Raw genomic sequence first — 22,057 nt, forward strand, 5'->3', positions numbered from 1 at the left:
GGCGCGCCGCGACGCCGACGGGGCCGCACGTGCCGGAGCGGCGACACCCCTGGTGGGGTGCCGCCGCTCCGGATGGTCGTGCGGGCCGCTCTAGGCCTTGGCCTCGGCCAGGAGGTTCTGGACGCGGGTCACGCCCTCGACCAGGTCCTCGTCGCCCAGGGCGTACGAGAGGCGGAGGTAGCCCGGGGTGCCGAAGGCCTCGCCCGGGACGACCGCGACCTCGGCCTCGTCGAGGATCAGGGCGGCCAGCTCGATCGAGGTCTGCGGGCGCTTGCCGCGGATCTCCTTGCCCAGGAGCTCCTTGACCGAGGGGTACGCGTAGAACGCGCCCTCCGGCGTCGGGCAGAAGACGCCGTCGATCTCGTTCAGCATCTTGACCATCGTCTGGCGGCGGCGGTCGAAGGCCTTGCGCATCTCCGCGACCGCGTCGAGGTTGCCCGAGACGGCGGCCAGCGCGGCGACCTGCGCCACGTTGGAGACGTTGGAGGTGGCGTGCGACTGGAGGTTCGTCGCGGCCTTGACGATGTCCTGCGGGGCGATGACCCAGCCCACGCGCCAGCCGGTCATGGCGTACGTCTTGGCGACGCCGTTGACGATGATGCACTTGTCGCGCAGGGCCGGGACCAGCACCGGCAGCGAGGTGAACTTCGCGTCGCCGTAGACCAGGTGCTCGTAGATCTCGTCCGTCATGACCCACAGGCCGTGCTCGGCGGCCCACTCGCCGATCGCGCGGGCGTCGGCCTCGCTGTAGACCGAGCCGGTCGGGTTGGACGGGGAGACGAACAGGACGACCTTCGTCCGGTCGGTGCGCGCGGCCTCCAGCTGCTCGACGGAGACGCGGTAGCCGGTGGTCTCGTCGGCGACGACCTCGACCGGGACGCCGCCCGCGAGGCGGATCGACTCCGGGTACGTCGTCCAGTACGGGGCCGGGACGATGACCTCGTCGCCCGGGTCGAGGACGGCCGCGAACGCCTCGTAGATCGCCTGCTTGCCGCCGTTGGTCACCAGTACCTGGGAGGCCTCGACCTCGTAGCCGGAGTCGCGCAGCGTCTTGGCGGCGATCGCGGCCTTCAGCTCGGGCAGACCGCCGGCCGGGGTGTAGCGGTGGAACTTCGGGTTGCGGCAGGCCTCGACCGCCGCCTCGACGATGTAGTCCGGGGTCGGGAAGTCGGGCTCGCCCGCGGCGAAGCCGATCACCGGGCGTCCGGCGGCCTTGAGGGCCTTCGCCTTGGCGTCGATGGCGAGGGTCGCGGACTCGGAAATGGCGCCGATACGGGCGGACACCCGGCGCTCGGAGGAAGGCGTTGCAGAGGTCATGTGGCCAATCGTCCCAGACGCCCCTGAAGCCCCGCACACCGTTTCAGGTACCGGACGAAGTGGGTCCGGATGGCGGCCCCGAGGATGCCGCGGCGACCTCCGGATGACCTCCCGGCGGCTTCTGTTCGACGTCAGGGCCCGGACCACGTACACTCACCTGTCGTTGGTCCTCGCCGATCGCCCAGAGCGTGAGCACTCCGTGCACTCGCTCGGATGCGGTAGGTTGGGGAACGCAAAGGGTCGTAGCTCAATTGGTAGAGCACTGGTCTCCAAAACCAGCGGTTGGGGGTTCGAGTCCCTCCGGCCCTGCTCCACACTCCTTCTCGGACGTGTGCGCAGGTACGTACTTCGATGCAACGCCGTGCGGCGCAACCGGGCGCGGCTACGGCCACGACCCGGATTCAGGTGAGAGACGTGACGGACGCCCTGGGCTCCATCGACATGCCTGACGCCGAGGACGACACCCGCGAGAAGAAGGCCCGCAAGGGCGGCAAGCGCGGCAAGAAGGGTCCTCTGGGCCGGCTCGCGCTGTTCTACCGTCAGATCGTCGCGGAACTCCGCAAGGTTGTCTGGCCCACTCGAAACCAGCTCACGACGTACACCACCGTGGTGATTGTCTTCGTCGTCATCATGATCGGTCTGGTGACCGTGATTGACTATGGGTTCCAGGAAGCCATCAAGTTTGTCTTCGGCTGATCCCCGCGGAGGGCGGCGCCTTGATGGGTGCCGCCCGTTTTCGCATGTTCGACCACCTTTTGTATCCAGGAAGAAGCAGCCACCGTGTCTGACCCGAACCTGAACGTGAGCCCCGACTCCGTCGAGTCCGTCGAGGACGAGCTCGACATCGTCGAGGCTGCAGACGCTGTGGACCCCGACGAGGCCGAGCTCGCCGACGCCGAGGACGGCATCGCCGCCGAGGACGCCGCGCTGCACGTCGAGGACGAGGCCGACGCCGACGTTGAGGACGCCGGCGACGACGAGGCTGCCGATGACGACGCCGAGGACGAGGGCGACGTAGAGGCCGAGGCCGACGCCGACGAGGAGGAGGCCGAAGAGGCCGCCCCCGCCGAGCCCGTCGACCCGATCCAGGCCCTGCGCGAGGAGCTGCGCCTGCTCCCCGGCGAGTGGTACGTGATCCACACCTACGCGGGCTACGAGAAGCGCGTGAAGGCCAACCTGGAGCAGCGCGCCGTCTCGCTGAACGTCGAGGAGTTCATCTACCAGGCCGAGGTGCCCGAGGAAGAGATCGTCCAGATCAAGAACGGCGAGCGCAAGAACGTCCGGCAGAACAAGCTGCCCGGTTACGTTCTCGTCCGCATGGATCTGACGAACGAGTCCTGGGGCGTCGTCCGCAACACGCCTGGTGTCACCGGCTTCGTCGGCAACGCGTACGACCCGTACCCGCTGACCCTGGACGAGATCGTCAAGATGCTCGCCCCGGAGGCGCAGGAGAAGGCCGCCAAGGCCGCCGCGGAAGAGGCCGGTCTGCCCGCGCCCGCCGTCAAGCGCACCATCGAGGTCCTGGACTTCGAGGTCGGCGACTCGGTCACCGTCACCGACGGCCCGTTCGCGACGCTGCAGGCGACGATCAACGAGATCAACCCGGACTCGAAGAAGGTCAAGGGTCTCGTCGAGATCTTCGGCCGCGAGACCCCGGTCGAGCTCAGCTTCGACCAGATCCAGAAGAACTGATCTTCTGAGACAAAGCTTCCGGACAGGTCAGATCGCCCCGTGAAGGGCGGTCTGACCTGCTCGGTTTTTAGCCCCGCTCCGATACCCGTTATCGTGGTGCGGTATGCCTCCATCCGGATGACCGGATTGGCGGCGAAAACTCTCACTAGGACCCGGAGAGAGCAATGCCTCCCAAGAAGAAGAAGGTCACGGGGCTTATCAAGCTCCAGATCAAGGCCGGTGCGGCCAACCCGGCTCCGCCGGTCGGCCCCGCGCTCGGTCAGCACGGCGTCAACATCATGGAGTTCTGCAAGGCCTACAACGCCGCGACCGAGTCGCAGCGTGGCATGGTCGTGCCGGTGGAGATCACGGTCTACGAGGACCGCTCCTTCACCTTCATCACCAAGACTCCGCCGGCCGCGCGCCTCATCCTGAAGCACGCGGGCGTGGAGAAGGGCTCCGGCGAGCCGCACAAGACCAAGGTCGCCAAGCTCACCGGCGCCCAGGTCCGCGAGATCGCCGAGCTGAAGATGCCCGACCTGAACGCCAACGACATCGACGCCGCCGTGAAGATCATCTCCGGCACCGCGCGCTCGATGGGCATCACGGTCGAAGGCTGATCCAGCCACACCCCCCGTACCACCAGTGGTAGGACCAAGCGCTGGTCCGCACCACGACTCCACGCCTGAAGAAAAAACACAGGAGCAGAAGTGAAGCGCAGCAAGACTCTCCGCGCTGCGGACGCCAAGGTCGACCGGGAGAAGCAGTACGCCCCGCTCGAGGCCGTCCGTCTCGCCAAGGAGACCTCCACGACCAAGTTCGACGGCACCGTCGAGGTCGCCTTCCGCCTGGGTGTCGACCCGCGCAAGGCCGACCAGATGGTCCGTGGCACCGTGAACCTCCCGCACGGCACCGGCAAGACCGCCCGGGTCCTGGTCTTCGCGACCGGTGACCGTGCTGCGGCCGCGGAAGCCGCCGGCGCCGACATTGTCGGCGACGACGAGCTGATCAACGAGATCGCCAAGGGCAACCGCCTGAACGAGTTCGACGCCGTTGTGGCCACCCCGGACCTCATGGGCAAGGTCGGCCGCCTCGGCCGCGTGCTCGGTCCCCGTGGCCTCATGCCGAACCCGAAGACCGGCACCGTCACGATGGACGTCGCGAAGGCTGTCACCGAGATCAAGGGTGGCAAGATCGAGTTCCGCGTCGACAAGCACTCGAACCTGCACTTCATCATCGGCAAGGTCTCCTTCTCCGATGAGCAGCTGGTCGAGAACTACGGCGCGGCCCTGGACGAGATCCTCCGTCTGAAGCCGTCCGCCGCGAAGGGCCGCTACATCAAGAAGGCCGCCCTGAGCACCACGATGGGCCCCGGCATCCAGCTGGACTCCAACCGCACCCGGAACCTCCTCGTCGAGGAAGACCCGGCCGCGGTCTGATCGGTTCGGGCCTGACGGCTCACTGATCTGTTGAACGGGCCCGTCGCCCCCTTCCCGGGGGCGACGGGCCCGTTTTTCGTTTCCTGTGCGAACCCTGTGCGATTAGTGTCAGTGGCAAGACGTACAGTCAGTGCTGGCAGCATCACGGGCGAGACCGCCCGGAGCGTCGCTGCCTTGCGCACCCAGGGGTGGGGAAACAAGTGAACGCATACCGCAAGAAGACCGTCGGCGCCGTCCTGGCCGCCCTTCTGCTCGCAGGCGGCGCCACCGCGTGCGAGGACGGGAAGAACGCGAAGAAGGACAACGGGGGGTCCGCGTCCGCGCCTGCGTCCCCGTCCCCGTCCGCGTCCGCGAAGCAGCCGGCGGGGGTGACGCCGGCCGCGTACCTGGAGAAGACGAAGAAGAAGTCCGAGGAGATCACCTCCCTCCGCTACACCATCTCCGGCAAGGCCGCGGGCGAGAGCATCACCGGCGAGGCCGCCATGCGGATCAAGCCCACGGTGGCCATGTCGATGACCATGGAATCGCCCGAGAAGCCGGGCGAGAAGGTGCAGATCCGCCTCGTCGACGGCGCCATGTACATGGGCGCCGAGGGCAAGTGGCTGAAGTTCGACCTCAAGGCCCTGGCCCCGGAGCAGGCCAAGGAGCTGGACTCGCTCGGCTCCGCCCAGCAGGGCCAGAACCCGGCCGACACGGCCGACAGCCTGAGCGCCTCCAAGGACCTCAAGACGGTCGGCGAGGAGACCGTCGACGGGCAGAAGACGACGCACCTGGCCGGCACCGTCACGCTCGACGAGATGCGGGCCCGCAGCGCCGCCTCGACTCCGGAGGCCAAGGAGCGCCAGGAGAAGAACATCAAGGCGCTGGAGGAGCAGGGCATCAAGAGCCTGACGATGGACATCTGGATCGACGAGGCCGACCAGGTCAAGCAGGTCCGCACCCAGGGCCAGGGCACCACCGGCCCGATGGACGTCACCATCAAGTTCCTGGACGTCAACAAGCCGGTCGACGTGGCCGCGCCGCCGGCCGACCAGGTCATGGACCTCGGCGAGATGATGAAGGGCTCGGGCGGCGCGGGCAGCGCCTGACCACGCCCCGCGCACGCTCGAGACCGGGCCCTCCGCCTCCCTTCCGGGAGCCGGGGGGCCCGGTTTCGTCGTGGATGTGGGGATTTTTGATCTTCCGCGTAGGGTCGTGGAGCCGTACAGAGATCCACACATGGGGGAGACCAGATGAACAAGGCTGTCCGGACACGGGTCGGCGCCGCCATGGCGGGCGCCGTACTGCTCGTGGGCGGCCTCACGGCCTGCGGCGGCGACAAGGCCGGCGCGGGCAAGGCCGGCGGGGACGGGAAGGCGGGGGCCTCCGAGGCCGCCCAGACGCCCGCCGAGGCCGTGAAGGCGTCGTACCTGAAGACGGTGAAGGCCGGCTTCGCGAAGGCCGAGCTGTCGACCGCGGGGGCGGACGGGAAGACCACGGGGCAGTCCGGGACCAAGGGCTGGTACCCGTCCACGCACGACATCACGCTGACGGGCGGTGAGAAGCCGCACCGCTCGACCATGATCGGCGACACCGTCTACACGCAGATGGACAAGCCGGTCGACGGCAAGACCTGGATGAGGATCGACCTGGCCAAGGACGGCAAGCCCGGCGTCCGGCTGAACGAGGACCCGGCCGAGTACCTGGCGATGCTGCTGGGCCAGGAGAAGCTCACGCTCGTCGGGACGGAGAAGGCCGGCGGGACCGAGACCCGGCACTTCAAGGCCGTCCTCACCCACGAGGACCTGCTCAAGGCGGACGAGAGCGGCAAGGTCATGGAGCAGAAGAACCGCGATTACCTCCACGAGGCCGTGAAGCACCTCACGGCCTTCGAGGCGGACGTGTGGATCGGCGCCGACGGCTACCCCGTCCGCGTCGACGCCGTGAGCACGGACAAGGACGGGGCGAGCAGGACCACGGCGAAGTTCTCCGACTACGGCAGCGTCCCGGCGATCGCGGCCCCGGCGGCGGACGACGTGATCTCCTTCGACGACCTCATGAAGGGCTCCGGCTCCTGACGGCCGAGGCCGATTTGCCTCGGCTCGACCCCTTCACGTAGTCTTCCCCGGAAGCCAAAGACCGCTGGTCGTTGCCGTGCCCGCAAGGGTTCGGTGGCCGAAGGATCCGCTGATCGCGGACGTCCTGCGCAGGTGACCTTGGAAAGCTCCCGGGATTCGTTCCGGTCGAGCTACGCCCTGGCGCCTGCGCCGGGGCGTTTCGCATGTCAGCCCCTTCTGAGCGGTCCTCATCACCCGGAAGGAGGCGAACGCACCATGCCGACGCCCAACAAGGCTGCATCGGTAGCCGAGCTCAAGGACGCGTTCCAGAGCTCGAACGCCGCCGTGCTGACCGAGTACCGGGGTCTCACCGTCGCGCAGCTCAAGACGCTGCGTCGCTCTCTCGGTGAGAACGCCCAGTACGCCGTGGTGAAGAACACGCTGACCAAGATTGCGGCCAACCAGGCCGGGATCACCGCGCTGGACGAGCACTTCGCTGGTCCGACCGCGGTCGCCTTCATCACCGGTGACCCGGTGGAGTCGGCGAAGAGCCTGCGTGACTTCGCCAAGGAAAACCCCAACCTCATCATCAAGGCGGGTGTCCTTGATGGTAAGGCGCTCACCGCCGATGAGATCAAGAAGCTTGCGGACCTCGAGTCCCGCGAGGTTCTGCTCAGCAAGCTGGCCGGCGCGTTCAAGGGCAAGCAGTCCCAGGCTGCCTCGCTCTTCCAGGCGCTGCCGTCGAAGTTCGTCCGCACCGCGGAAGCGCTTCGCGTCAAGCTCGCCGAGCAGGGCGGTGCCGAGTAATTCGGCTCGCGCACTGATCCACGCCGCCTAGTGCGTGGGTCGTAGCGGGCCGTTACGCCCGCCTCTATATACATCCGGCACCTGCCGATTTAGTGGAAGGATCGCCCATCATGGCGAAGCTCTCTCAGGACGACCTCCTCGCCCAGTTCGAGGAGATGACCCTCATCGAGCTCTCCGAGTTCGTGAAGGCCTTCGAGGAGAAGTTCGACGTCACCGCCGCCGCCGCCGTCGCCGTTGCCGGTCCGGCCGGCACCGGTGCCGCCGTTGAGCCCGAGGAGGAGAAGGACGAGTTCGACGTCATCCTCACCGGTGCGGGCGACAAGAAGATCCAGGTCATCAAGGTCGTGCGCGAGCTGACCTCCCTGGGTCTGAAGGAGGCCAAGGACCTCGTCGACGGCACCCCGAAGCCGGTCCTCGAGAAGGTCAACAAGGAGGCCGCTGACAAGGCCGCCGAGGCCCTCAAGGCCGCCGGCGCCGGCGTCGAGGTCAAGTAACACCTCTGAGGCCCTCTGAGGCCTCTTCGAAGGGCGATCACCCGTAAGGGTGGTCGCCCTTTGGCGTACCCGCAGTGCCTGACTTGCCCTGGTCTCGTTGGGGAGTAGGGTGATCTTCGTTGCCTCGAAGCAGGGTCCGGAGATGATCCGCTCGGAGCAGGGGGCCTTGACGAACGGCACGCGGCGCGCAATTCTCAGTCCCGTTGTGAGATCGGCCCGCCCGCGATCCGAGATCCGAGGCACTGATCGAGGATCCGAGGTATGGATCGACTACGAAGAGGGCAGTACTGATACGCGCTCTGTGTTCGAGGGTCGCAGCGTGAGACGCAGGATTGGTTCGTTTTAAACGACATGGGGAAGGCCTGTTGCCGGTTTCCGGAAACCTGGTCTGGACATCAGTGAGCCGAGTGGCTACACTGACCCTTTGCGCTGCCTGTTAGCTGCCCCCTGCCCGTCGCCAGGGGCATGCCCACGCTCGAGCACACTTGATTGATACGCCTTGACCTGGTCTTTCCGGCCGGATTGGGCGGCCTGTCTTCTGTGTCAGCTGGGACCGGTACGCGCGTAGTGAGTCCGAGCCCTCGGAAGGACCCCCTCTTGGCCGCCTCGCGCAACGCCTCGACCAATACGAACACCGGTGCCAGCACCGCCCCGCTGCGCATCTCCTTTGCAAAGATCAAGGAGCCCCTCGAGGTTCCGAACCTCCTGGCGCTGCAGACCGAGAGCTTTGACTGGCTGCTCGGTAACGCAGCCTGGAAGTCTCGCGTCGAGTCGGCGCTTGAGAGTGGACAGGACGTCCCCACCAAGTCCGGTCTGGAAGAGATCTTCGAGGAGATCTCGCCGATCGAGGACTTCTCCGGGTCGATGTCGCTGACCTTCCGCGACCACCGTTTCGAGCCGGCGAAGAACTCTGTCGACGAGTGCAAGGAGCGCGACTTCACGTACGCGGCTCCGCTGTTCGTCACGGCCGAGTTCACGAACAACGAGACCGGAGAGATCAAGTCTCAGACGGTCTTCATGGGCGACTTCCCGCTCATGACCAACAAGGGCACCTTCGTCATCAACGGCACCGAGCGTGTCGTGGTGTCGCAGCTCGTCCGTTCCCCCGGTGTCTACTTCGACTCCTCCATCGACAAGACGTCCGACAAGGACATCTTCTCCGCCAAGATCATCCCGTCCCGGGGTGCCTGGCTGGAGATGGAGGTCGACAAGCGCGACATGGTCGGTGTCCGCATCGACCGCAAGCGCAAGCAGTCCGTCACCGTCCTCCTGAAGGCTCTCGGCTGGACCACCGAGCAGATCCTCGAGGAGTTCGGCGAGTACGAGTCCATGCGCGCCACCCTGGAGAAGGACCACACCCAGGGGCAGGACGACGCGCTGCTCGACATCTACCGCAAGCTGCGCCCGGGCGAACCGCCGACCCGCGAGGCCGCTCAGACGCTGCTCGAGAACCTCTACTTCAACCCGAAGCGCTACGACCTCGCGAAGGTCGGCCGCTACAAGGTGAACAAGAAGCTCGGCGCCGACGAGCCGCTCGACGCCGGTGTGCTCACCACCGACGACATCATCGCGACGATCAAGTACCTCGTGAAGCTCCACGCGGGCGAGACCGAGACCATCGGTGAGTCGGGCCGTTCGATCGTCGTCGAGACCGACGACATCGACCACTTCGGCAACCGTCGTCTGCGCAACGTCGGCGAGCTCATCCAGAACCAGGTCCGCACGGGTCTGGCTCGTATGGAGCGCGTCGTGCGCGAGCGCATGACCACGCAGGACGTCGAGGCGATCACGCCGCAGACCCTGATCAACATCCGGCCGGTCGTCGCCTCCATCAAGGAGTTCTTCGGCACCAGCCAGCTGTCGCAGTTCATGGACCAGAACAACCCGCTGTCGGGTCTGACGCACAAGCGTCGTCTCTCGGCGCTGGGTCCCGGTGGTCTGTCCCGTGAGCGGGCCGGCTTCGAGGTCCGTGACGTTCACCCGTCGCACTACGGCCGCATGTGCCCGATCGAGACCCCTGAAGGCCCGAACATCGGTCTGATCGGCTCGCTCGCGTCCTACGGTCGCGTCAACGCGTTCGGTTTCGTCGAGACCCCGTACCGCAAGGTCGTCGACGGTGTCGTCACCGACGAGGTCGACTACCTGACCGCCGACGAGGAAGACCGCTTCGTCATCGCCCAGGCGAACGCCGCGCTGAACGACGAGATGCGCTTCACCGAGAACCGCGTCCTCGTCCGCCGTCGTGGTGGCGAGATCGACTACATCGCCGGCGACGACGTCGACTACATGGACGTCTCCCCGCGCCAGATGGTGTCCGTCGCGACCGCGATGATCCCCTTCCTGGAGCACGACGACGCCAACCGTGCCCTCATGGGCGCGAACATGATGCGCCAGGCCGTTCCGCTCATCAAGGCGGAGGCGCCGCTCGTCGGCACCGGCATGGAGTACCGCTGTGCGGTCGACGCCGGTGACTCGATCAAGGCGGAGAAGGACGGTGTCGTCCAGGAGGTCTCGGCCGACTACATCACCGTCGCCAACGACGACGGCACGTACACCACGTACCGCGTCGCCAAGTTCTCCCGCTCGAACCAGGGCACCTCGGTCAACCAGAAGGTGATCGTCAACGAGGGTGACCGGATCGTCGAGGCCCAGGTCCTCGCCGACGGCCCGGCCACCGAAGAGGGCGAAATGGCCCTCGGCAAGAACCTGCTCGTCGCGTTCATGCCGTGGGAAGGCCACAACTACGAGGACGCGATCATCCTGTCGCAGCGCCTCGTGCAGGACGACGTCCTCTCCTCGATCCACATCGAGGAGCACGAGGTCGACGCCCGTGACACCAAGCTGGGCCCCGAGGAGATCACCCGGGACATCCCGAACGTCTCCGAAGAGGTCCTCGCCGACCTCGACGAGCGCGGCATCATCCGCATCGGTGCGGACGTCGTCGCCGGCGACATCCTGGTCGGCAAGGTCACGCCCAAGGGTGAGACCGAGCTGACCCCGGAGGAGCGCCTGCTCCGCGCGATCTTCGGTGAGAAGGCCCGCGAGGTGCGTGACACCTCGCTCAAGGTTCCTCACGGTGAGATCGGCAAGGTCATCGGTGTCCGCGTCTTCGACCGCGAGGAGGGCGACGAGCTTCCCCCGGGCGTGAACCAGCTGGTCCGCGTCTACGTCGCCCAGAAGCGCAAGATCACCGACGGTGACAAGCTCGCCGGCCGCCACGGCAACAAGGGTGTCATCTCCAAGATCCTTCCGATCGAGGACATGCCCTTCCTTGAGGACGGCACGCCGGTCGACATCATCCTGAACCCGCTGGGTGTCCCGTCCCGAATGAACCCGGGACAGGTCCTGGAGATCCACCTCGGCTGGCTCGCCAGCCGCGGCTGGGACGTCTCCGGCCTCGCGGAGGACTGGGCCGAGCGTCTGAAGGTCATCGGTGCCGACCGTGTCGAGCCCGGTACCAACGTCGCCACCCCCGTGTTCGACGGTGCCCGCGAGGACGAGCTCGCCGGCCTGTTCGAGCACACCATCCCGAACCGCGACGGTGACCGCCTGGTCCTGCCGTCCGGCAAGGCGCGCCTGTTCGACGGCCGCTCCGGCGAGCCGTTCCCGGACCCGATCTCGATCGGGTACATGTACATCCTCAAGCTCCACCACCTGGTCGACGACAAGCTCCACGCCCGGTCGACCGGTCCGTACTCGATGATCACGCAGCAGCCGCTGGGTGGTAAGGCGCAGTTCGGTGGCCAGCGCTTCGGTGAGATGGAGGTGTGGGCGCTTGAGGCTTATGGCGCCGCTTACGCCCTCCAGGAGCTGCTGACCATCAAGTCCGACGACGTCACCGGCCGCGTGAAGGTCTACGAGGCCATCGTCAAGGGCGAGAACATCCCCGAGCCGGGCATTCCCGAGTCCTTCAAGGTGCTCATCAAGGAAATGCAGTCGCTCTGCCTCAACGTGGAGGTGCTGTCCTCGGACGGCATGTCCATCGAGATGCGCGACACCGACGAGGACGTCTTCCGCGCGGCGGAGGAGCTCGGTATCGACCTGTCCCGGCGCGAGCCGAGCAGCGTCGAAGAGGTCTGACGGGCCTGACGGGGGGCTCGCTCAAGAGCCCCCCGTCATCCCCGGGACCGTTCAGACCATGATTGAGACTCGACCCCGAAAGAGGGATTGACGCACAGTGCTCGACGTCAACTTCTTCGACGAGCTGCGGATCGGCCTTGCCACCGCGGACGACATCCGAACCTGGTCGCACGGCGAGGTCAAGAAGCCGGAGACCATCAACTACCGCACCCTCAAGCCCGAGAAGGACGGACTCTTCTGCGAGAAGATCTTCGGTCCTACCCGGGACTGGGAGTGCTACTGCGGCAAGTACAAGCGTGTCCGCTTCAAGGGCATCATCTGTGAGCGCTGTGGCGTCGAGGTCACGCGCGCCAAGGTGCGTCGTGAGCGGATGGGCCACATCGAGCTTGCCGCTCCCGTCACCCACATCTGGTACTTCAAGGGCGTCCCGTCGCGCCTTGGCTACCTGCTGGACCTCGCGCCGAAGGACCTCGAGAAGGTCATCTACTTCGCCGCGTACATGATCACGTTCGTCGACGACGAGCGCCGTCAGCGCGACCTGCCGTCGCTGGAGGCCCACGTCTCCGTCGAGCGCCAGCAGATCGAGAACCGCCGTGACGCGGACCTCGAAGGCCGTGCCAAGAAGCTCGAGACCGACCTGGCCGAGCTCGAGGCCGAGGGCGCGAAGGCCGACGTGCGCCGCAAGGTGCGCGAAGGCGCCGAGCGCGAGATGAAGCAGCTCCGTGACCGCGCCCAGCGCGAGATCGACCGCCTCGACGAGGTGTGGAACCGCTTCAAGAACCTCAAGGTCCAGGACCTCGAGGGCGACGAGCTGCTCTACCGCGAGCTGCGCGACCGCTTCGGCACGTACTTCGACGGTTCGATGGGCGCCGCGGCGCTGCAGAAGCGCCTGGAGTCCTTCGACCTCGAGGAGGAGGCCGAGCGCCTCCGCGAGATCATCCGTACCGGCAAGGGCCAGAAGAAGACCCGTGCGCTCAAGCGCCTCAAGGTCGTCTCCGCGTTCCTGCAGACCAGCAACAGCCCCAAGGGCATGGTGCTCGACTGCGTGCCGGTCATCCCGCCGGACCTGCGTCCGATGGTGCAGCTGGACGGTGGCCGCTTCGCGACCTCCGACCTGAACGACCTGTACCGCCGCGTGATCAACCGCAACAACCGTCTGAAGCGTCTCCTTGACCTCGGTGCCCCCGAGATCATCGTGAACAACGAGAAGCGCATGCTTCAGGAGGCCGTGGACGCCCTCTTCGACAACGGTCGTCGTGGTCGTCCGGTGACCGGTCCCGGCAACCGTCCGCTGAAGTCCCTGAGCGACATGCTCAAGGGCAAGCAGGGTCGATTCCGTCAGAACCTCCTCGGCAAGCGCGTGGACTACTCCGCGCGTTCCGTGATCGTCGTCGGTCCGCAGCTGAAGCTGCACCAGTGTGGTCTGCCCAAGGCCATGGCGCTGGAGCTCTTCAAGCCGTTCGTGATGAAGCGCCTGGTCGACCTGAACCACGCGCAGAACATCAAGTCGGCGAAGCGCATGGTCGAGCGCGGCCGCACGGTCGTGTACGACGTGCTCGAAGAGGTCATCGCCGAGCACCCGGTGCTGCTGAACCGTGCGCCCACGCTGCACCGTCTCGGCATCCAGGCCTTCGAGCCCCAGCTGGTCGAAGGCAAGGCCATCCAGATCCACCCGCTCGTCTGCACCGCGTTCAACGCGGACTTCGACGGTGACCAGATGGCCGTGCACCTGCCGCTCTCCGCGGAGGCGCAGGCCGAGGCCCGCATCCTGATGCTGTCCTCGAACAACATCCTGAAGCCGGCCGACGGCCGTCCGGTCACGATGCCGACCCAGGACATGGTCCTCGGTCTGTTCTTCCTGACCACCGACGGTGAGCTCCGTGACGTCAAGGGCGAGGGCCGCGCGTTCGGCTCGACCGCCGAGGCGATCATGGCGTTCGACGCCGGCGAGCTCGCGCTGCAGTCGTCCGTCGACATCCGCTTCCCGGTGGGCACCATCCCGCCGCGCGGCTGGGTCGCGCCGGTCGCCGAAGAGGGCGAGCAGGAGTTCCAGCCGGGTGACAGCTTCCGTCTGAAGACCACGCTGGGTCGTGCGCTCTTCAACGAGCTGCTGCCCGAGGACTACCCGTTCGTCGACTACTCGGTGGGCAAGAAGCAGCTCTCCGAGATCGTCAACGACCTGGCGGAGCGCTACCCCAAGGTCATCGTGGCGGCGACGCTCGACAACCTGAAGGCGGCCGGCTTCCACTGGGCGACCCGTTCGGGCGTCACCGTGGCCATCTCCGACGTCGTGGTTCCCGAGGCGAAGAAGGAAATCGTCGCGGGCTACGAGGCCAAGGACGAGAAGGTCCAGAAGCAGTACGAGCGCGGTCTGATCACCAAGGAAGAGCGCACTCAGGAGCTCATCCAGATCTGGACGCAGGCGACCAACGAGGTCGCCGAGGCGATGAACGCGAACTTCCCCAAGACGAACCCCATCTTCATGATGGTTGACTCGGGTGCCCGAGGAAACATGATGCAGATGCGACAGATCGCCGGTATGCGTGGTCTGGTGTCGAACGCGAAGAACGAGACCATCCCGCGTCCGATCAAGGCGTCCTTCCGTGAGGGCCTCACCGTTCTGGAGTACTTCATCTCCACGCACGGTGCCCGTAAGGGTCTGGCGGACACCGCCCTGCGTACCGCCGACTCGGGTTACCTCACCCGTCGTCTGGTGGACGTCTCGCAGGACGTCATCATCCGCGAGGAGGACTGCGGCACCGAGCGCGGCCTCAAGCTCAAGATCGGTGTCAAGGACGAGGCGGGTGTCCTGCGCAAGGCGGACGACGTCGAGACCTCCGTGTACGCCCGCATGCTGGCCGAGGACGTCGTCATCGACGGCAAGGTCATCGCGCCGGCGAACGTGGACCTCGGTGACGTGCTCATCGACGCCCTCATCGCGAACGGCGTCGAGGAGGTCAAGACCCGCTCGGTCCTGACCTGCGAGTCCGCGGTCGGCACCTGTGCCTTCTGCTACGGCCGCTCGCTGGCCACCGGCAAGCTGGTCGACATCGGTGAGGCGGTCGGCATCATCGCCGCCCAGTCCATCGGTGAGCCCGGTACCCAGCTGACGATGCGTACCTTCCACACCGGTGGTGTGGCCGGTGACGACATCACGCAGGGTCTGCCGCGTGTCGTCGAGCTCTTCGAGGCCCGTACCCCGAAGGGTGTCGCCCCGATCTCCGAGGCCGCCGGCCGCGTGCGGATCGAGGAGACCGAGAAGACGAAGAAGATCGTCATCACGCCCGACGACGGCAGCGAGGAGACGGCGTTCCCGATCTCCAAGCGCGCCAAGGTCATCGTGCACGAGGGCGACCACGTCGAGGTGGGCCAGAAGCTCACCATGGGTGCCACCAACCCGCACGACGTGCTGCGCATCCTCGGCCAGCGTGCCGTCCAGGTCCACCTGGTCGGCGAAGTCCAGAAGGTCTACAACTCGCAGGGCGTGTCGATCCACGACAAGCACATCGAGATCATCATCCGGCAGATGCTGCGCCGCGTGACGATCATCGAGTCCGGCGACGCGGAGCTCCTGCCGGGCGAGCTCGTCGAGCGCTCGAAGTTCGAGACCGAGAACCGTCGTGTGGTCACCGAGGGCGGTCACCCCGCCTCCGGCCGTCCGCAGCTGATGGGTATCACCAAGGCCTCGCTGGCGACGGAATCCTGGCTGTCGGCCGCCTCCTTCCAGGAGACGACCCGAGTCCTGACGGATGCGGCGATCAACGCCAAGTCCGACAGCCTCATCGGCCTCAAGGAGAACGTCATCATCGGTAAGCTCATCCCGGCCGGTACGGGTCTGTCCCGCTACCGCAACATCCGGGTCGAGCCCACCGAGGAAGCCAAGGCCGCGATGTACTCGGCCGTCGGTTACGACGACATCGACTACTCGCCCTTCGGCACCGGCTCCGGCCAGGCTGTCCCGCTGGAGGACTACGACTACGGCCCGTACAACGGCTGACAGCTCGTGTGAAGAAGCCCCCCGTCGCTCCGAGAGGAGCGGCGGGGGGCTTCTTCGTGTTCGCGCGCTGTCCGCGAGCCGTCAGGCGTCGCGGGTGCGCCGGCGGCGGACGAGGGTCGTGGTGGCGACCGAGGTCAGGGTGAGGAGGGCCAGAGTGGCGGCTGCCAGGCCCGGGGGGAGGCCCTTCGGGGTGAAGGTGCAGGTCAGGGGGGAGCCGTCGGGGGGGACGGGGAGGGCGAGGAGGCCGTGGAAGTCGGTGATCGGGGCTGAGCAGTGCCAGCCCGGGGTGGAGGTGACGGCGAAGACGGCGGTGCCCGTGGCGGCGCGCGGGAGGGTGGCTTCGATGGTGTGGCCGCCCGTCTTGACCGAGGTGGCGCCCGTCGTCGTGAGGTGGCGGACCGCCGCGTCGAGGCGGGTGCGGTCCAGGCAGCCGACGGGGTGGTCCCCGGCGGTGGCGCCGGCCGTCAGGGTGTGGACCGCCACGGTGACGCGGCCGGAGGCGGGGACGGGGCCCAGGGGCAGGACGCCGGTCATGCGGTCCTCCAGGCGGCGCCGGGTGCCGTCCGAGAGGGCCGTGCCGTAGATCGTGGGGGAGTACCAGTACGCCTCGGAGCCCGGCGCACACCTGGCCTCGTAGGTCTGCGCGGTGGCGGTACCGCCCCGGCTCACCTGCGGGACCTGGTAGACGGTGGCGCCGAGGACGTTCTCCTGGCGGGCGTAGACGCTGTCCGCCGGGTTCGGCGAGGTGTACGGGGCCGAGCGGACCGTGACCAGTGGCGGGGCGGGGAAGCGCGAGGCGGTCCAGGTGCCCGGCGCGGCTCCGGGGCGGACCCGCGCGCCGATGGAGAAGATCGCGTCCAACACCGGGTTGTCGGCGCCGAAGAAGGTCCGGCCGTCGTTCTTGAAGCCGTATCCGAGGGGCTCCAGGGCCCGGTACGTCGCCTTGGGGAGGTAGCTGCTGTAGTACTGCGGCCCCTCCGCGCCGAGCGCCAGGGCGTCGTTGTACGAGGTCTGCGGCGCGCCCGAATCCGTCCGGTACGCGGGCCAGCCGTCCACCCGTCGGACGGCGTCGTAGTGCCGGGAGATCGAGGCGCCCGACGTGACGGCGGGCTTCGCCCAGCGCTCCCGGGCCCGCCGGGCGTCGGCGTTCGCGGCCGCGGCCGTGGACTCGGCGAAGACGACCCCGGCCATCAGCACGGCCGCCGCCGGGACCAGCACGCGGTGCCCCCGCCCTCCCCCCGAACCCAGCCCCAGAAGGAGCAGCGCCGACAGCGACAGCGCCCCGCCGCCCAGCACGGCGGGCCAGGTCCAGCCGCCGAAGTCGTCGGTGCGCCGGAGCGCGAACGCGGCCGCCACCAGCAGCGCGGCGCAGACCGCCAGGTGCAGCGGGCGCGGCCGGTGGGCCAGCGCCAGCCAGGCGAGGACCACCACCATCGCGCTGAACACGAACGTCTCGCGGTACGGGTTGCCGTTCGGGACGGCGAGCCCGTGCCACACGTACTGGGTCGGCGGGAACTGGAACGAGGCGAGCACCAGCAGCGTCGCGGCCGCCCACACCAGCCGCGTCCGGCGTGCGATCGCCGTGTTGAGTACGAAGGTTCCCGCCAGGATCAGGCCGAGCGAGGCCACGTACAGCCGGGGCCGCCCGCCCCACAGGTGGGTGGCCGGGAGCAGCCCCGTCAGGAACGCGTCCAGCCGCACCGGGTCGAAGGCGCCGGCCCGCGTGGGCTGCGCGTCCCCGCTGGCCAGGAACGACGGCAGCAGGAGCGGGAGGGTGAGCAGGATCCCCGTCACCGCGGCGCTCGCGGCCCGCCCCAGCGCGCGCAGCCGCTCGCGGCCGGTCATCTCGCGGGTGAGCAGCCGGATCCCGAGCAGCACGCAGGCGGCCATCGTCGCCATCATCGCGGTGTAGAAGTTGCCGAACCAGGCGAGCGCGACGAGCAGCGTCGCGCCCGGCCAGCGGCGGCCCTCCAGGCACCACTCGACGGCGATCCCGAGCAGCGGCAGGGCGACCAGGCCCCACAGCCACATCGGGATGTACGAGGCGTCACTGAGCGCCCAGCCGCACAGGCCGTAGCAGGCGCCGAGGATCCCGCGCTGCCACCACGGGCCGGACTGGAGCTTGCCGAGGTACCCGGCCATGAGGGCGGCGGCGGTGCCCATGGTGAGCGGGGTGACGGCGAAGACGGCCAGGTCCACGTGGTCGCGCGGGACCAGCACGGCCAGCCAGGAGAAGGGGTTGGCGAGGTACGTGTGGTAGTCGGCCAGGAACTGCTGGCCGAAGCCGCCGCGCCAGGTGAAGAGCAGGTCGCCGGCGGCCCGGCCGTGCACCAGGTCCCAGAGGCCGCGGTGGAAGGGAACGTACTGGTTGGCCTGGTCGTTGACGGCGTGCCCGGCGCCGCCGAAGGGGTAGCCGCCGCGGAGGGCCCAGGCCGTGCAGAAGGCGCCCGCGGTGATCACGAAGGCGAGCAGCGGCCCGTACAGCCGTGACAGCCGGGGCAGCTGGGACAGCCGGGGCAGCTGGGACAGCCGGGGCAGCCGCGGGAGCCGGCCGAGGCGGCGCGACCCGGAGCCCGGGCCGGGACCGGATCCGGGGGCGCGGGCCGACGGGCCCTCGGCCGTCACGGGATCCGGGCTGCCCGAGGTGACCGTCCCCAATGTCCCACTCCCTGGTGAGTCGTGTAATTCGGGATGAATCGCTGAGGCAGTGTAGTTCTCGGGACGGCCCCGGGGCGGGTCGAGCGGTGTCGCTCGCGCGAGTGTCCGTACCACACCCGAACGACTTCCGCACATCCGCCCTGCCACGCCGGCACGGCGCGGGGCCGTCGGCCGTGCGGCGTCTGGCCTGCGGGCATGCGGGGCGCTCCGGGCCCGCGGTGCGCCGGGGCTTTTGTTTTGACCGGAGTGGATGCGGTAGGTACGCTCAGACCTTGTGCCTGGGGTGTGCCTGGGCTCCCGTGCGTGTCCATCAACCGCACGCGAGTCGAATCGGCCACCGCGATCCATGCGTTTCCGTGCTTGCGCGGAGGTCCGCCGGATCCGACACACCCGACCGCGTGGGTCGGCAAAGTTCCAGGTTAGCTTCACTACACGGCACACAGAAACCGGAGAAGTAGTGCCTACGATCCAGCAGCTGGTCCGTAAGGGCCGGCAGGACAAGGTCGAGAAGACAAAGACTCCCGCGCTTGAGGCCTCGCCCCAGCGTCGCGGCGTCTGCACGCGTGTGTTCACGACCACCCCGAAGAAGCCGAACTCGGCGCTCCGTAAGGTCGCGCGTGTGCGTCTGACCTCCGGCATCGAGGTCACCGCTTACATTCCGGGTGAGGGACACAACCTGCAGGAGCACTCGATCGTGCTCGTGCGTGGTGGCCGTGTGAAGGACCTGCCGGGTGTTCGTTACAAGATCATCCGCGGTGCGCTTGACACCCAGGCTGTCAAGAACCGCAAGCAGGCCCGCAGCCGCTACGGCGCCAAGAAGGAGAAGTAAGAATGCCTCGTAAGGGCCCCGCCCCGAAGCGCCCGGTCATCATCGACCCGGTCTACGCATCTCCTCTGGTGACGTCGCTCATCAACAAGATCCTCCTGAACGGCAAGCGCTCCACCGCCGAGCGCATCGTTTACGGCGCCATGGAAGGCCTCCGCGAGAAGACCGGCAACGACCCGGTCATCACGCTGAAGCGCGCGCTGGAGAACGTCAAGCCGTCCCTCGAGGTCAAGTCCCGCCGTGTCGGTGGCGCGACCTACCAGGTCCCCGTCGAGGTCAAGCCGGGTCGCCAGTCGACCCTGGCCCTCCGCTGGCTCGTGGGTTACTCCCGCGCCCGTCGTGAGAAGACCATGACCGAGCGCCTCATGAACGAGCTGCTCGACGCCTCCAACGGTCTTGGCGCTGCCGTCAAGAAGCGCGAGGACACGCACAAGATGGCCGAGTCCAACAAGGCCTTCGCGCACTACCGCTGGTAGTCCCACCCCACATCGAGACCGAGAGAAGACCGAAGCCTTATGGCTACCACTTCGCTTGACCTGGCCAAGGTCCGCAACATCGGGATCATGGCCCACATCGACGCGGGCAAGACGACCACCACCGAGCGCATCCTGTTCTACACCGGTGTGTCTTACAAGATCGGTGAGGTCCACGACGGCGCTGCCACGATGGACTGGATGGAGCAGGAGCAGGAGCGCGGCATCACGATCACGTCTGCCGCGACGACCTGCCACTGGCCGCTCGAGGACGTCGACCACACCATCAACATCATCGACACCCCGGGTCACGTTGACTTCACGGTCGAGGTGGAGCGTTCGCTCCGCGTCCTCGACGGTGCCGTCACCGTGTTCGACGGTGTCGCCGGTGTGGAGCCGCAGTCCGAGACCGTTTGGCGTCAGGCGGACCGCTACGGCGTCCCGCGCATCTGCTTCGTCAACAAGCTCGACCGTACCGGCGCCGAGTTCCACCGCTGCGTCGACATGATCAAGGACCGCCTCGGTGCGGTTCCGATCGTCATGCAGCTCCCCATCGGTGCCGAGGCCGACTTCCAGGGTGTCGTCGACCTCGTCACGATGAAGGCGTTCGTCTGGTCCGCCGAGGCGACCAAGGGCGAGATGTACGACATCGTCGACATCCCGGCCACGCACACCGAGGCCGCTGAAGAGTGGCGCGGCAAGCTGGTCGAGACCGTCGCCGAGAACGACGACGAGATCATGGAGCTCTTCCTGAACGGCGACGAGCCGTCCGTGGAGCAGCTGCACGCCGCCGTCCGTCGCATCATCCTCGGCTCCGGCAAGGGCAAGGGCGAGCCCACGATCACCGCGGTGTTCTGTGGCACGGCGTTCAAGAACAAGGGCGTTCAGCCCCTGCTCGACGCCGTCGTCCGTTACCTGCCGTCGCCGCTGGACATCGAGGCCATCGAGGGCCACGACGTCCGCGACGCCGAGGCCATCGTGAAGCGCAAGCCGTCCGACGAGGAGCCCCTCGCGGCGCTGGCGTTCAAGATCATGAGCGACCCGCACCTCGGCAAGCTCACCTTCGTCCGGGTTTACTCGGGCCGCCTGGAGGCCGGCACCTCGGTGCTGAACTCCGTCAAGGGCAAGAAGGAGCGCATCGGCAAGATCTACCGCATGCACGCCAACAAGCGTGAAGAGATCGACGCGGTGGGCGCCGGCGACATCGTCGCCGTCATGGGCCTGAAGCAGACCACCACCGGTGAGACGCTGTGTGACGACAAGCAGCCCGTGATCCTGGAGTCCATGGACTTCCCGGCTCCGGTCATCCAGGTCGCCATCGAGCCCAAGTCCAAGGGTGACCAGGAGAAGCTGGGTGTCGCCATCCAGCGCCTGGCGGAGGAGGACCCCTCCTTCCACGTTCACTCGGACGAGGAGACGGGCCAGACCATCCTCGGCGGTATGGGCGAGCTGCACCTCGAGGTGCTGGTCGACCGTATGAAGCGCGAGTTCAAGGTCGAGGCCAACGTCGGCAAGCCGCAGGTCGCGTACCGCGAGACGATCCGCGGGACCGTCGAGCGTCACGACTACACCCACAAGAAGCAGACCGGTGGTACCGGTCAGTTCGCCAAGGTGCAGATCGCGATCGAGCCGATCACCGAGGCCGACGGCCCGGCGTACGAGTTCGTGAACAAGGTCACCGGTGGCCGCGTGCCGAAGGAGTACATCCCTTCGGTCGACGCCGGTGCGCAGGAGGCCATGCAGTTCGGCATCCTGGCCGGCTACGAGATGACGGGCGTCCGCGTCACGCTTCTCGACGGTGGCTACCACGAGGTCGACTCCTCCGAGCTCGCGTTCAAGATCGCCGGTTCGCAGGCCTTCAAGGAGGCCGCGCGCAAGGCGTCCCCCGTGCTCATGGAGCCGATGATGGCCGTCGAGGTCACCACGCCCGAGGACTACATGGGTGACGTCATCGGTGACATCAACTCCCGCCGTGGCCAGATCCAGGCCATGGAGGAGCGTCACGGTGCTCGCGTCGTGAAGGGCCTCGTGCCCCTTTCGGAGATGTTCGGCTACGTCGGCGACCTCCGCAGCAAGACCTCGGGTCGCGCCAGCTACTCGATGCAGTTCGACTCCTACGCCGAGGTTCCCCGGAACGTCGCCGAGGAGATCATCGCGAAGGCCAAGGGCGAGTAACTCTTCCGAGTACACGCTTTAGGCTTGTCACCGGAGCCTCTGGGGCAACAGGAGTAACCCTCCGTTGCCCCGGAGGGGCCGGCT

General features: G+C 67.4%; 15 protein-coding genes and 1 tRNA gene. 14 read left to right on the forward strand and 2 right to left on the reverse strand.

The genetic code is table 11. The annotated features are described in order from the left end of the window. Positions 1 to 90: 90 nt before the first annotated feature. On the reverse strand, positions 91 to 1,317 hold the full coding sequence (locus OG982_RS17830; protein WP_266785576.1) for a pyridoxal phosphate-dependent aminotransferase: 1,227 nt from the start codon (positions 1,315 to 1,317) through the stop codon (positions 91 to 93). 236 nt (positions 1,318 to 1,553) lie between these two features. On the opposite strand from OG982_RS17830, the gene OG982_RS17835 reads away from it, so the two are divergent. The 11 genes from OG982_RS17835 to OG982_RS17885 all read left to right on the forward strand — a co-directional run bounded on the left by OG982_RS17835 (position 1,554) and on the right by OG982_RS17885 (position 15,841). Beyond that, positions 1,554 to 1,626, forward strand: a tRNA-Trp gene (locus OG982_RS17835). 105 nt (positions 1,627 to 1,731) lie between these two features. Next, positions 1,732 to 2,013: a preprotein translocase subunit SecE gene (gene secE, locus OG982_RS17840; protein ID WP_030298162.1), complete on the forward strand. Its 282-nt coding sequence runs from the start codon at positions 1,732 to 1,734 to the stop codon at positions 2,011 to 2,013. Positions 2,014 to 2,097: 84 nt separating this feature from the next. Continuing rightward, positions 2,098 to 3,009 (forward strand): transcription termination/antitermination protein NusG, encoded by a 912-nt coding sequence (gene nusG / locus OG982_RS17845; protein ID WP_266785574.1) that lies wholly within the window; start codon positions 2,098 to 2,100, stop codon positions 3,007 to 3,009. 164 nt (positions 3,010 to 3,173) lie between these two features. After that, a complete protein-coding gene (gene rplK / locus OG982_RS17850; protein ID WP_266785572.1) occupies positions 3,174 to 3,608 on the forward strand; it encodes a 50S ribosomal protein L11 in 435 nt (144 codons plus the stop codon). Between the two features lie 90 nt (positions 3,609 to 3,698). Next, positions 3,699 to 4,427 (forward strand): 50S ribosomal protein L1, encoded by a 729-nt coding sequence (rplA, locus tag OG982_RS17855; protein WP_266785570.1) that lies wholly within the window; start codon positions 3,699 to 3,701, stop codon positions 4,425 to 4,427. Positions 4,428 to 4,627: 200 nt separating this feature from the next. Beyond that, a complete protein-coding gene (locus tag OG982_RS17860; RefSeq protein WP_266785568.1) occupies positions 4,628 to 5,515 on the forward strand; it encodes an LppX_LprAFG lipoprotein in 888 nt (295 codons plus the stop codon). Between the two features lie 144 nt (positions 5,516 to 5,659). Continuing rightward, complete coding sequence (locus OG982_RS17865; protein ID WP_266948868.1) at positions 5,660 to 6,484, forward strand: hypothetical protein; 825 nt, start codon at positions 5,660 to 5,662, stop codon at positions 6,482 to 6,484. 255 nt (positions 6,485 to 6,739) lie between these two features. Continuing rightward, a complete protein-coding gene (rplJ, locus tag OG982_RS17870) occupies positions 6,740 to 7,270 on the forward strand; it encodes a 50S ribosomal protein L10 (protein ID WP_099889951.1) in 531 nt (176 codons plus the stop codon). Positions 7,271 to 7,380: 110 nt separating this feature from the next. Beyond that, positions 7,381 to 7,764, forward strand: coding sequence for a 50S ribosomal protein L7/L12 (gene rplL / locus OG982_RS17875; protein WP_266785562.1), 384 nt, complete (start codon positions 7,381 to 7,383; stop codon positions 7,762 to 7,764). Between the two features lie 597 nt (positions 7,765 to 8,361). Continuing rightward, on the forward strand, positions 8,362 to 11,844 hold the full coding sequence (rpoB, locus tag OG982_RS17880) for a DNA-directed RNA polymerase subunit beta (protein WP_266785560.1): 3,483 nt from the start codon (positions 8,362 to 8,364) through the stop codon (positions 11,842 to 11,844). A gap of 97 nt (positions 11,845 to 11,941) precedes the next feature. Next, the gene (locus OG982_RS17885) at positions 11,942 to 15,841 is read left to right on the forward strand and encodes a DNA-directed RNA polymerase subunit beta' (protein WP_030230602.1); all 3,900 of its coding nucleotides are present in this window, start codon (positions 11,942 to 11,944) and stop codon (positions 15,839 to 15,841) included. A gap of 81 nt (positions 15,842 to 15,922) precedes the next feature. Here OG982_RS17885 and OG982_RS17890 read toward each other — a convergent pair whose 3' ends face one another. Further along, positions 15,923 to 18,499, reverse strand: coding sequence for a YfhO family protein (locus tag OG982_RS17890; RefSeq protein WP_266948869.1), 2,577 nt, complete (start codon positions 18,497 to 18,499; stop codon positions 15,923 to 15,925). 457 nt (positions 18,500 to 18,956) lie between these two features. Between OG982_RS17890 and rpsL the strand changes: the two genes are divergently transcribed. From rpsL to fusA, 3 genes are read left to right on the forward strand one after another with little or no spacing between them, the layout of a single operon-like run. Beyond that, complete coding sequence (rpsL, locus tag OG982_RS17895; protein ID WP_007265893.1) at positions 18,957 to 19,328, forward strand: 30S ribosomal protein S12; 372 nt, start codon at positions 18,957 to 18,959, stop codon at positions 19,326 to 19,328. Positions 19,329 to 19,330: 2 nt separating this feature from the next. Beyond that, on the forward strand, positions 19,331 to 19,801 hold the full coding sequence (gene rpsG / locus OG982_RS17900; RefSeq protein WP_007265894.1) for a 30S ribosomal protein S7: 471 nt from the start codon (positions 19,331 to 19,333) through the stop codon (positions 19,799 to 19,801). 39 nt (positions 19,802 to 19,840) lie between these two features. Beyond that, on the forward strand, positions 19,841 to 21,973 hold the full coding sequence (gene fusA, locus OG982_RS17905; RefSeq protein WP_266785555.1) for an elongation factor G: 2,133 nt from the start codon (positions 19,841 to 19,843) through the stop codon (positions 21,971 to 21,973). Positions 21,974 to 22,057: the final 84 nt, after the last annotated feature.

It is taken from the genome of Streptomyces sp. NBC_01551 (assembly GCF_026339935.1).
GTDB lineage: Bacteria > Actinomycetota > Actinomycetes > Streptomycetales > Streptomycetaceae > Streptomyces.